The sequence below is a fragment of the Actinocatenispora thailandica genome, assembly GCF_016865425.1.
Lineage (GTDB): Bacteria > Actinomycetota > Actinomycetes > Mycobacteriales > Micromonosporaceae > Actinocatenispora > Actinocatenispora thailandica.
Window position 1 is genome coordinate 5,841,741 of sequence record NZ_AP023355.1, and the last position, 11,735, is coordinate 5,853,475.

The following is an 11,735-nucleotide window of genomic DNA, read 5'->3' on the forward strand; positions in this document are numbered from 1 at the left end:
CGAACATGTCCCAAGAGTTAATCTGGAAAGTTCCGGCTATGAACGGTGCCCGAGCTTACAACCCGACTGACATGCCGGATAGGGTTAGAACCCGCGGTGAGCAAACTGTTATGCCCGCGTTGCCCTGATCCCACATCCTGGACGATTTCTGTCCATCGGCGCGCTACCAGGCCGAACGCGCCGAGCTGCCGCCAGGCCCGCACCTCCGGCGCGCCGGGCTGCCGCCAGGCCTGGGCGCCCTCCGGCGCCACCGGGCTGCCGCCAGGCCCGCACACCCTCCGGCGCACCGATCCGCCCGGCCGCGACGCCGCCCGCCGCCACGGAGCCGCCCAGCGCTGACCGCTGTGCGGCGGTTGATACCGGTACGAGCGTGCGGTGCCACGCCGAGCCCCGGCGCGAGCGGCGGCCCCTCGCCGCCGGCCCATATCCTTGACCGCGTGGCCCCGGTGCTGACCCTGCTCGACGGCGTGCGCTGGCACGGGACGCCGATCCCCGGAGACCGCGCCCGGACCCTGCTCGCGCTGCTCGCCCTGCACCCCCGTACCGGGGTCGGCGGCGGCCGGCTGGTCGACCGGCTCTGGCCCGATCAGCCGCCGGCGAACCCGACCAAGGCGCTGCAGGTGGTGGTGTCGCGCACCCGCGCCGTGACCGCGCCGGACGCGGTGCTGCGCACCCCCGGCGGCTACCGGCTCGGGCTGCCCGACGAGCAGGTGGACGTGCTGCGGCTGGCCGCCGCAATGCGCCGGGCCGGGGAGGCGCTCGCGGCCGGCCGGGCCGACGACGCCCGCCGGCTGGCCGAGGAAGCGCTCCTGCTGGGCGCGGCGACGCCGGCCCCTCCGGACGGGCCGCTCGCCGAGCTGACCGGGCGGGCGACGCGGGAGTGCGCCGAAGCCCGGCGGATCGTGGGCCTGGCCCGCAGCCTCGGCGGCGACCACGACGGCGCGCTGCCGCTGCTGGAGGCGGCGCTGGCCGAGCACCCCGACGACGAGGACCTGCTCGCCCGGCTGCTGCGCAGCGAGGCCGCGGTGCGCGGCAACGGGCCGGCGCTGCAACGGTACGAACGGCATCGGGCGACGCTGCGGGACCGGCTCGGTACCGACCCCGGGCCCGAACTGTCCCGGGTGCACGCCGAACTGCTCGCCGCCGATCGGCCGGTACGCACCGGGCTGTACTACGACGCCTCGACGCTGCTCGGCCGCGACCAGGACATCTCCGCGGTACTCGGGCTGCTCGGCTCGCACCGGGTGGTCTCGGTGGTGGGGCCCGGCGGGTTGGGCAAGACGCGGTTGGCGCACGCGGTCGGCCGGCGGTCCACCGCGCCGGTGGTGCACTTCGTGGAGCTGGTCGGCGTCTCGTCACCGGACGCGGTGGTCGGCGAGGTCGGCGCGATGCTCGGGGTGCGCGACTCGGTCCGCGGGCACCGGATGCTGACCGCCCGGCAGCGCGCCGACGTGCGCGCCCGGATGGCCCGGCATCTGGACAGCGCGCCGGCGTTGCTGATCCTGGACAACTGCGAGCACCTGGTCGCCGCGGTCGCCGAGCTCGTCGCGTACCTGGTGGCGACGACGCGCGACCTGCGGGTGCTGACCACCTCCCGGTCCCCGCTGTCGATCCCGGCCGAACAGGTCCATCCGCTCGCGGAGCTGGCCAGCGCCGATGCCGCGGCGCTGTTCCGGCAGCGTGCCCTGGCGGTACGGCCGGGCGCCCGGATCGCCGAACCGACGGTCACCGAGATCGTCACCCGGCTCGACGGGCTGCCGCTCGCCATCGAACTCGCCGCGGCCAAGGTACGGGTGATGTCGGCGGACGAGGTCGCACGCCGGCTGGCCGACCGGTTCGCGCTGCTGCGCGACGGCGACCGGACCGCACCGGACCGGCACCGAACGCTCCAGGCCGTCATCGAATGGTCCTGGAACCTGCTCGACGACGCGCAGCGGCGCGCGCTGCACTGGCTGTCGCTGTTCGGTGACGGGTTCACCCTCGACGCGGCCGAACGGATGCTCGGGCCGTCCGCACTGGCCGCGGTGCACGCGCTCGCCGACCAGTCGCTGCTGAGCGTTCAGGAGACCGGCACCGGCCTGCGGTACCGGATGCTGGAGACGGTCCGCGAGTTCGGCCGGCTGCGGCTGGCCGAGGCGGGGCAGGCGGACGAGGCGCTCGCCGCCCAGCGTGCCTGGGCGATCGGCTACACCGAGCGGTACTCGTCGGCGCTGTTCGGCCGCGACCAGTTCGAGGCGGTGGACGCGCTGTGGGCGGAGGAGGGCAACCTCGCCGAACTGCTGCGCCAGGCACTCGCCGAACCGGACCCGGCGACCGTGGTACACCTGCTGGCCGGGTTGGCACCGCTGTGGTCGCTGCGCGGCGACCACCTGCGCCTCATCGCGTTGGGCGACGCGATCGGGGCCAGCCTCGCCGGCTGGACCCCGCCGCCGGAACTGGTGGAGGTCACCCGGGGCGCGCTCGTCACCACCCTGATGAACGTGATGACCATCCTGGAGGACGAGCTGTCGCTGCCGCTGCGCGACCTGCTCGCCCGGCTGCCGGAGGGCCACGACACCGATCCCCGCGTCACCGCGATGACAACCGTACTGATGGCCTGCGACCCGAGCGAGGGCCTCGCGTCGCGGCGCCATCTCGAACAGCTCCGCCGCAGCGGCGACGGCACCGTGGTGTTCCTCGCCGCGCAGATGACCAGCTTCCTGCTGGAGAACGCCGGCGAACCCGACGCGGCGGCGGACGCCGCCGAGGAGGCGCTGGCGCTGATCACCGGGGACGAGGGGCCGTGGCTGGCGGCAATCCTGCACGCGATGCTCGCCTCGCTGCGGCTGCGGCTCGGCGACCACCGGTGTGCCGTCGAGCACGCCCGCGCCGCGCTGCCGGTACTGGCGCGGATGGGTTCGGTGGACGACGAGACGCAGATGCGGGCGGTGCTGTTCGCCGCCGCCATCCGCGACGGCGAGCTGGCCAGCGCGGAACGCGAGCTGGCCGGCATCACCCGGGTCGTCGACGGGAAACCGATCTTCGGCAGCTTCGGGCTCGTCCACCTCTGCACCGCCGAACTCGCCCTGGCCCGGGGCGAGCGGGAACGCAGCCTGGCCGAGTTCCGGCTGGCGGTGCACCGGGCGCGCGACTTCCGGGTACCGAACGCGGCGGTGTCCACCGGCGCCGAGCCGTGGGTGATGACCGCGGAGGCCGCGGCGCTGACCGCGTACGCCGAGTTCGCCGAGCCGGCCGAGGTGTCGTTCGCCGCAACGCTGTTCGCCGACTGCGGCCGCAGCGTGCGCCGGCTGATCTTCGGCGGTACCGCGTTCCCGGACTATCCGGTGGCGGGCGCGCTGCTGTTCGGGCTGGCCTGCTGGGCGCTGCTGCGGGACGCGGCGCCCGCCGAGCCGGCGATCCGGATGCTGGTACTGGCCGAACGGTTCGGCGGCCTGCACGTGGTCCCGGTGATGGCGCCCGAACGGATCGTCCCGCGCGCCGAGCGGGTCGCGCTGGGCCGCCTCGAAGCGGTACGCGAGGAGTACGGGGACCGGCGCGGCCCGGCGCTGCGGGACGAGGCCGGCCGGGTGCTCGACCAGGTGTTCGGACCGGACCGGAAGGAACCGTGACGCCGGCCGGGCCCCGGTCGGGCCCGGCCGGCGCGACGGCCAGAGGTGCGGCGGTTCAGAGGTGCCGGCGGTAGCTGCGCACCGACAGCGGGGCGAAGATCGCCACGACCACCAGGCAGGCCAGCAGGGTCCAGCCCACCTCGGCGCTGATCGTGCCCTTGTTGGCCAGGTCGCGCGCCGCGGTGACCATGTGCGACACCGGGTTGACCCGGACGAACGCCTGCAGCCAGCCGGGCAGCGAGGCCTCCGGCACGAACGCGTTGGACAGGAACGTCAGCGGGAACATGATCATCATCGAGATGCCCTGCACCGCCTGGGCGCTGCGGGCGATCGTGCCGACCCAGGTGAACGCCCAGGCCAGCGACCAGCCGCTGACGATCGCGAGCAGGATCGCGCCGAGCACCCCGAGCGCCCCGCCGTCCGGCCGGTACCCGACCGCGATGCCCATGCCGAACGTCAGCGTCGCGGCGATGGCGTACCGCACCAGGTCGGCCACCATCGGGCCGGCCAGCGGCGCGATCCGCGCCATCGGCAGCGACTTGAACCGGTCGAAGACACCCTTCTCCATGTCCTCGCGCAGCTGGGTACCGGTGGCCATGCAGGTCGTCAGTACGGTCTGGGCGAGGATGCCGGGGATCATCAGCGGCAGGTAGCTGCGCACGTCGCCGGCGATCGCGCCGCCGAAGATGTACGCGAACATCGCGGTGAACAGGATCGGCTGCAGCGTCACGTCGAAGAACTGCTCCGGGTTGCGGCGCATCTTCTTCAACGCCCGCCAGGCCATCGTCATCGTCTGGCTGACGACCTCGCGGGGGCTGATCCGCCGCCGCGCGGCGGCCACCCGGTCCGCCGGCCGGACCCGCTGCTCGCCGAGCACGCCGATGGCGCTCATCGCCGTCCCTCCTTCGTCGCAACGTCCTCGGCCGACTCGTGTTCCTGCGGTTCGGCGGGGTGGCCGGTGAGGGTCAGGAACGCCTCGTCCAGGCTGGGCTGGTCGACGCTGACCGAGGCGACCCGGATGCCGGCGTCGCGCAGCGCCACCAGTACCTCGGCGGCCAGGTCGGCCTGCTTCAGCGGGGCCTGCAACCGGGACCGTTCCGGGCTGAGGATCGGGTCGAGCCCCAGTACCCGGCGGATCACGTCGCCGGCCGCGCCGGTCTGCTCCGGCTCGACCAGTACCAGTTGCAGGCTGGTGTCGCCGACCGCGGCCTTCAACTCCTCCGGGGTGCCTTCGGCGACCTTGCGGCCGTGGTCGATCACCGCGATCCGGTCGGCGAGCTGATCCGCCTCGTCCAGGTACTGCGTGGTCAGCAGCACGGTGCAGCCGTCCGCGACCAACCCGCGGATGGTGTCCCACATCTGGCCGCGGGTGTGCGGGTCCAGTCCGGTGGTCGGCTCGTCCAGGAAGATCAGCGGCGGGGTGGTGATCAGGCTCGCGGCCAGATCCAGGCGCCGCCGCATCCCGCCGGAGAACTTGGCGATGGTCTTGTCCGCCGCGTCGCCCAGGCCGAACCGCTCCAGCAGGTCGACCGCGAGCTTCTTGGCCCGCGCCGACCGGATGCCGTGCAGCCGGGCGAACAGCCACAGGTTCTCCCGCGCGGTCAGGTTCTCGTCGACCGAGGCGTACTGCCCGGTCACGCCGACGAGCTGGCGGATCACGTGCGGCTGCCGGGCGACGTCCACGCCGAAGATCTCGGCATGCCCGGAGTCGATGCGCAGCAGCGTCGCCAGCATCCGCAGTGTGGTGGTCTTGCCGGCGCCGTTGGGGCCCAGTACCCCGAAGACGCCGCCGGTACGGATCTCCAGGTCGATGCCGTCGACCGCGCGTTGCGCACCGAAGGACTTGACCAGCCCCTCGGCGTACACCGCGAGGTCGGCGCCCCCGGTACCCGACCGGCCGGACGGCCGGCGGGCGGTGTGTGTGTCGGTGATGCTCATGCGCCCATGGTGACCGCGGGCGGTTTCAGCTCGCCTTCACCGGGTTGCCGCCCGGGAAAGACCCATCGGGCCCGGTATCGCCGCAGCGTTCGCGCAACACCCCGAACAGCGCGAAGCACGTCGAGCCCGGTAGCGGCACCCCGCCCCGGCACCCGGCCGGCGAAGCCGGGTCAGCGGGCGGGGCGCAGGCGCAGCGCGGCCGGGGCGGAGCGTGGCACGACCGGATCGGACGGCGGTACCGGCTCGACCGGGCGGTACCCGGCACCCAGCGGCGGGCGCGGGTCGGGCGCACCCCGGTTCGGCCACAGCGACACCGCGCGTTCGGCCTGCGCGGTGATCGTCAGCGACGGGTTGACGCCGAGGTTCGCCGACACCGCCGCACCGTCCAGCACGTGCAGCCCGGGATGCCCGTACACCCGCTGGTACGCGTCGACGACGCCGCGCTCGGGGTCGGCGCCGATCGGGCAACCGCCGAGGATGTGCGCGGTCAGCGGGATGTTGAAGATCTCGCCCCAGCTGCCGCCGGGCACCCCGTCGATCAGCTCGGCGAGCCGCCGTACCGCCTCGTTGCCGGCCGGGATCCAGCCCGGGTTCGGTTCGCCGTGCCCCTGGCTGCTGGTCAGCCCGCCGAACGGGCCGCGCCGGCGCCGCACCGTCAGCGAGTTGTCCAGCGACTGCATGACCAGCGCGATGATGGTGCGCTCGGACCAGCGCCGGGTGGAGATGCCCCGGGCCAGCGTGCCCGGGTGCCGGGCCGCCTCGGCCAGCCACTTCAGCGACCGGGGCAGCCGGCCGCCACCGTCGGTGAGCAGCGTCTGCAGCAGGCCCATCGCGTTCGACCCGTGCCCGTACCGGACCGGCTCGATGTGGGTGTCCGGGTCGGGATGGAACGAGCTGGTGATGGCCACCCCGCGGGTGAAGTCGACGTCCGGCCGGTTCGACTTGGCGCCGACGATCGACTCGGAGTTGGTCCTGGTCAGGGTGCCGAGCGCGGGCGACAGCTCGGGCAGCACGCCGGTGTCGCGCAGCTCGTGCAGCAGCCGCTGGGTCCCGAGCGCGCCGGCCGCGAACACGACCTGGTCGGCGGCGAACACCCGCCGGTTGGCGGCCGACCCGACCGATCCGGTCCGCGTCGTCTCGACCCGGTAGCCGCCACCGGGCCGCGGCCGTACCGCGGTGACGGTGCTCATCGGGAAGACCCGCGCGCCGGCCCGTTCGGCCAGGTAGAGGTAGTTCTTCACCAACGTGTTCTTCGCGTTGTGCCGGCAGCCGGTCATGCACTCGCCGCACTGCAGGCAGCCGTTGCGGGCCGGACCGGCACCACCGAAGTAGGGATCCTCGGCGGACTCACCCGGAGTACCGAAGAAGACACCGACCGGCGCGTTGTGGAACGTGTCGCCGACCCCCATCTGCCCGGCGACCGTGCGCATCGCCCGGTCCGACGGCGTCTCCCCCACGTACGGCACCACGCCGAGCATCCGTTCCGCCTGGTCGTAGTGCGCTGCGAGCTCGGCCGACCAGTCGGTGATGTCGGCCCACTGCGGGTCGGCGAAGAACCGCTCCGGCGGCCGGTACAGCGTGTTCGCGTAGACCAGGGAGCCGCCGCCGACACCCGCACCGGACAGCACCAGCACGTTGCGTAGCAGCGTGATCCGCTGAATGCCGTAGCAGCGCAGCCGCGGCGCCCACAGGAACCGGCGCAGCCGCCACGACGTCTCCGGGAACTCGTCGTCGGCGAACCGGCGGCCGGCCTCCACGACGGCCACCCGGTAACCTTTCTCGGTCAGCCGCAGGGCCGCGACACTGCCCCCGAATCCCGACCCGACGATCACCACGTCGAAGCCGGCGATCGGCTCGGTCACACCCATTTGGCTCCTTCCCGCCACCGGGTTTGCGTCGATGGACAATGATCCCCCGTATGGCACCTGATGGGTAGCGCGCCGGTGGTATGGCGTGGTGCGCGGTCGCCGGTCGACCGCACCGTTGCCCGAGCAGGTACGGGGATGCTCGGCACGGCGGTCCATCTTCGGTACGCGGGCAGGAGGGAGACGGTCATGACCGCGGACCGGTTCGAGGTCGACACCGATCAGTTGCGCAGCGCCGCCGCCCGACTGGCCGAGATCGGCGACCGCCTCGGCCACCCCGTCGGCCCGGGGCTCTCCCCGGCCGGTGACGCGGCGGCGGGCGGCGCGGCACACCCCGTGCCGGGGGCCGGCACGGCACCGACGGGTGACCCGGCCGAGCCGCCGGGGCCGATGCCGGATCCCGCCGAACTGCTCGGTGACGCCGGGCTGGACGGCTGGTCGTTCGGATCCGTGCTGTCCCGGCTGCACGCCAGCTGGGACGCCTGCGTCGCCGGCCTCGCCGCCGACTACTCCGACCATGCCGATCAGCTGCGGGCCGCCGCCGACCGGTACGACGACGCCGAGCGCATCATCGACCAGGTGCTGCGCGGCGGCAGCTCGTGATGCTCACCGTCGAGCAGCTTCGGCAGGTACGGCCGGGCCGGGTCGCCGCGGTCGCCGACACGCTGCGCGCCGACGCCGCCCGGATGGCCTCGGTGGTCGAGCAGGCGGTCGAGTCCGCCGGCAAGGACCTGGCCAGCTGGCACGGGCCGGCGGCCACCGCGTCGACCGCGCACCGGCATGCGCTGGTCGACGACGCGCGCCGGCTCGGCGAGGCGCGTACCCAGGCGGCGACGGTGATCGCCGACGTGGCCGAACGGCTGGACGAGGCGACCCAGCTGCTGTCGCTGGCCGACTCGTTCGCCGGGCTGGTCGGCTGCCGGGTGCACGGCCGGGCCGAGGTCACCGTGCTGCCGTCCACGATGCTCGGCCCGCTGGCCAACGTGTACGACTCGGTCCGCCGCACCGCCGCCTCGCTCGCCGCCCGCGCGCTGGTCGTCGCCGAGGCGGCCGACCTGCACGCGTCCCGGGCGCTCGGCGCGGCACCCGGCGAGCTGGCCGACCCGGACCCGGGCGACGAGCCGCCGGCCGCCCCGGGTCCGCCGGCCGGGGCCGGCGAGCACGGCGGCGGCAGCGAGCTGGCGTCGGCCGGCGAGGACCCGCGCGAGCCCACGGACCGGGCCGACCAGCAGGACGACGCGGACCGGCTCGACCAGCTGTCCGGCCAGCACAGCTCGGTCGGCGACCTCGCCCCGGCGGTGATGCTGCTCTACGCCGGGATGTCCGCGTCCCGCCGCCGGGCGGCACGCCGGAAGCGACCGGGCCTGGTCGCCGGGCTGCCCGGCGCACCGCTGCCGGAGCGGTACGCGGCGAGCCGGCAGCTGATCGACGAGAGCCGGGCCGAGCTGCGACGCAGCCGCAGCGCGCTGGCCGCGGCCGACGACGACGGCGAGCGGTCGGTGGCCCGGGCCCGTACCACCGATGCGATCAACCAGCGGATCGGCACCCTCAACTCGTTCCTCGCCGCCCGCACGGTCAGCGGCGTGGATCCGGCCACCGGGGGTCGCGTCACCGACAGGTACGAGCGGAGCTTCCTCGGCTTCGACCCGAGCGGCGCCGGCCGGGTGGCCGAGGTGTTCGGCGATCTGGCCCGGGCCCGCAACGTCGCGGTGCTGGTGCCGGGCGGGCGCAACGGGCTGGACACGTTCAACTCGCTCGCCGCGGACGCCCGGTTGCTGGCCGACACCGCCGGCCCCGGCACCGCCGTGGTGGTCTGGCTGGGGTACGACTCGGCCGGCGCGGCGGGCCCCGGCGGGGTGCCGGCCCGGGCCCGCAGTGGCGCGACGGCGCTGCGCCGGTTCGTCGCCGGGATCGCGCCGAACCTGCGCCCCGACGCCCGTACCGTCCTGCTCGGCCACGGCTTCGGCACCGTCCTGGTGGCCGCGGCGCTGCGCGCCGGGTACCAGCCGGACGATGCGGTGTTCGTCGGCAGTGCCGGCCTCGGCGAGCGGATCAGGTCGGCGGCCGACCTGCGGCCGGCCACCCCGAACGGCAGGGACGACCTGCCCGGACCGGTGCTGCGGGCACGCACCGGCACCCGCTGGTGGGCGGTGCGTGCGCCCGGCGACACCCTCGCGTACTCCAGGGTGCACGGCGCCGATCCGGCCGACTTCGCCGACGTGACCCGGCTGGAGACGCAGGGCGGCACCGAGGTCGTCGGGCACGACCGGTACTACGCGATCGGCAGCGAATCGCTGGACAACCTGGCTCGCGTGGTCGCCGGCCGCCTCACCGAGGTGACCTGCACCGACACCACGCTGGAGGAGGAGCTGCTGCTTGCCGGCCTGGACCGGCCGGCGCCGGTGCATCCGCCCGGCCAGGCCCCGGTCGACGGGGTGCTGGGCAGCCTCGACGGGGTCCTGACCCGGCCGCCGGCCGACCGGGCGTCGACCCCGGCCGCGTCGGCGCCCGGCCAGCCGACCGCCGCAGTGCAGTCCCCGAGGCCGGGAGCGGGCGGATGAGCCACCCGCGTCGTGCCGCGAACCCCTACCAGGCCCGGGACGAGCTGCGCGGGCTGCTGCTGGTGGCGGCGGTGGCCGGGGTGCCGGACCAGCATCCGGTCGTGGCGGTCGACGCCGGGCCGACCGGCGCCGGCGCGCTGTCCGACGGCGCGGCCAGCTCGCTGGTCAGCCGGATCCGGGTGGAGATCGGCGACCCGGCCGACGGCGACCCGGAGCATCGCCTCGCCGCGGTCCGCCGGCACCTGGTGGCCGAGGGCTGGTCGGTGGTGCGCAGCGCGGGCGCCGGCGACCGGCTGGAGCTGGTCGCGGTGCGCGCCGGATACACCATCGCGGTGAGCCGGCACCGGGCCGAGCGCCGGCTGGTGCTCACCGGCGAGACCCCGCCGCTGCCCACCTGAACCGGCGTCCGGTCGGGGTGGCTGCCGGCGGGGCCGGGCCCGCCGGCCGGCGTCACGGACCGGCACGGGTCAGTTCGGCGTCGCCGGTCGGCTGCGGGGTGCCGCGCCGGCGGTGCCGGAGGTGGTCGTAGCTGAGCGCCGCGGCGGCCACCGCGAGCGTCCACAGCAGGTAGGGCCCGGCCAGCACGAACAGCGCCGACACGCACACCAGCGCGAACGCCGCGGCCCGCCGGGACCAGCTGCGGCGCGGCAGCAGCTTCACCGCCGCGGCCGTACCCAGCACGTACACCAGGACGAACGAGCCGGTGGTGAGCCGGGTCGGTACCTCGGTGCCGGCCCCGGTGGCCGCGACCACCAGCAGCGCCACACCGCCCATCGCGGTGACCACGGCGAGGCTGCGCCGCGGTACCTCGCCGGCCTGGCTGCCGTGCGAGAACCAGCCGGGCAGCGCGCCGTCCCGGCCGAGCGCCGCGCCGAGCTTCGCCGCACCGGAGAAGTATGCGTTCATCGCGCCGAGGGTGAGCAGCACGGCGGCGACGGCGGCGAAGATCCGTACCCCGCCGCCGAACGCGATGGCCAGCAGATCCGCCAGCGGTGCCTGTGCCTGTCCGGCGGCCGAGCCGAGCACCAGCACGCTGGCCGCCGCGATCGCGAGGTAGAGCACGCCGATCACCACCAGCGCCACGGCGGTGGCCCGGGGCAGGTCGCGCGCCGGGCGGCGGAAGTCGGCGGCCAGCGCGGTGACCGCCTCCCAGCCGGCGAACCCCCACACCAGCAGCGTCGCCGCGGACACCACGGCGAGGCCGCCGTGCGGCGCGAACGGGTGCAGGTTGGCCAGCCGGGCGTGCGGCGCGGCGGCGATCGTCGCGACCAGCAGCAGCGCGACCAGCAGGCCGGCGAGGCCGACCTGGATCCGGCCGGACAGCGAGACCCCGAACGCGTTCGCCCCGGCGACCGCCAGGATCATCAGCCCGGACACCACGATCGTGGTGGTACGGCCACCGCCGAGGGCGGCCGACACGTACCCGGCGCCGAACATCGCGGCGGCCGGCGCGCCGGTCATCACCGCGAGGTAGAAGCACCAGCCGACGACCGCCGCGGCGCGCCGGCCGAACGCGCGCCGCACGTACGTGGAGACGCCGCCGGCGTCCGGGTACCGCGCGCCGAGCGCCGCGAACGCGGCAGCCAACGGTACCGACAGCACGATCAGCGCCAGCCAGGACAGCAGCGACGCCGGCCCGGCGGTACGGATCGCGAGCGCGGGCAGCGTGATCACGCCGGTGCCGAGGACGGCACCGATGGTCACGGCGGCACCCTGTACCGAGGTCAACCGGCTCATGGCGGCCACGCTACGGTGCTGCATTG

General features: G+C 75.0%; 8 protein-coding genes. 4 read left to right on the forward strand and 4 right to left on the reverse strand.

The features are described from left to right. Window positions 1-437 precede the first annotated feature (437 nt). Complete coding sequence (locus Athai_RS26050; RefSeq protein ID WP_203963942.1) at window positions 438-3,608, forward strand: ATP-binding protein; 3,171 nt, start codon at window positions 438-440, stop codon at window positions 3,606-3,608. 55 nt (window positions 3,609-3,663) lie between these two features. On the opposite strand, the gene Athai_RS26055 is transcribed toward Athai_RS26050, so the two are convergent. The 3 genes from Athai_RS26055 to Athai_RS26065 form a co-directional block, all read right to left on the reverse strand. Continuing rightward, window positions 3,664-4,500 (reverse strand): ABC transporter permease, encoded by an 837-nt coding sequence (locus Athai_RS26055; protein ID WP_203963943.1) that lies wholly within the window; start codon window positions 4,498-4,500, stop codon window positions 3,664-3,666. Then, a complete protein-coding gene (locus tag Athai_RS26060) occupies window positions 4,497-5,546 on the reverse strand; it encodes an ATP-binding cassette domain-containing protein (RefSeq protein WP_203963944.1) in 1,050 nt (349 codons plus the stop codon). The genes Athai_RS26055 and Athai_RS26060 overlap by 4 nt, the downstream gene beginning before the upstream one ends. A 170-nt stretch (window positions 5,547-5,716) precedes the next feature. Further along, window positions 5,717-7,408: an FAD-dependent oxidoreductase gene (locus tag Athai_RS26065; RefSeq protein WP_275422563.1), complete on the reverse strand. Its 1,692-nt coding sequence runs from the start codon at window positions 7,406-7,408 to the stop codon at window positions 5,717-5,719. 192 nt (window positions 7,409-7,600) lie between these two features. Here Athai_RS26065 and Athai_RS26070 point away from each other — a divergent pair, with 192 nt between their 5' ends. Genes Athai_RS26070 through Athai_RS26080 form a run of 3 tightly spaced genes read left to right on the forward strand, consistent with a single transcriptional unit; the run spans window position 7,601 to window position 10,370 of the window. Beyond that, on the forward strand, window positions 7,601-8,014 hold the full coding sequence (locus tag Athai_RS26070; RefSeq protein WP_203963946.1) for a WXG100 family type VII secretion target: 414 nt from the start codon (window positions 7,601-7,603) through the stop codon (window positions 8,012-8,014). Beyond that, window positions 8,014-9,972: an alpha/beta hydrolase gene (locus Athai_RS26075; protein WP_203963947.1), complete on the forward strand. Its 1,959-nt coding sequence runs from the start codon at window positions 8,014-8,016 to the stop codon at window positions 9,970-9,972. Before Athai_RS26070 ends, Athai_RS26075 begins: the two co-directional genes overlap by 1 nt. Continuing rightward, the gene (locus tag Athai_RS26080; RefSeq protein WP_203963948.1) at window positions 9,969-10,370 is read left to right on the forward strand and encodes a hypothetical protein; all 402 of its coding nucleotides are present in this window, start codon (window positions 9,969-9,971) and stop codon (window positions 10,368-10,370) included. Before Athai_RS26075 ends, Athai_RS26080 begins: the two co-directional genes overlap by 4 nt. 52 nt (window positions 10,371-10,422) lie before the next feature. Here the strand turns inward: Athai_RS26080 and Athai_RS26085 are convergent, their stop codons facing one another. After that, entirely contained in the window at window positions 10,423-11,709 is a 1,287-nt protein-coding gene (locus Athai_RS26085; RefSeq protein WP_239157172.1) for an APC family permease, read from the reverse strand. Window positions 11,710-11,735: the final 26 nt, after the last annotated feature.

Coding starts and splice junctions, on each gene's coding strand:
- Athai_RS26060 (WP_203963944.1), bottom strand. CDS start 5,546: ATGAGCATCACCGACACACACACCGCCCGCCGGCCGTCCGGCCGGTCG.
- Athai_RS26085 (WP_239157172.1), bottom strand. CDS start 11,709: ATGAGCCGGTTGACCTCGGTACAGGGTGCCGCCGTGACCATCGGTGCC.
- Athai_RS26080 (WP_203963948.1), top strand. CDS start 9,969: ATGAGCCACCCGCGTCGTGCCGCGAACCCCTACCAGGCCCGGGACGAG.
- Athai_RS26055 (WP_203963943.1), bottom strand. CDS start 4,500: ATGAGCGCCATCGGCGTGCTCGGCGAGCAGCGGGTCCGGCCGGCGGAC.
- Athai_RS26075 (WP_203963947.1), top strand. CDS start 8,014: ATGCTCACCGTCGAGCAGCTTCGGCAGGTACGGCCGGGCCGGGTCGCC.
- Athai_RS26070 (WP_203963946.1), top strand. CDS start 7,601: ATGACCGCGGACCGGTTCGAGGTCGACACCGATCAGTTGCGCAGCGCC.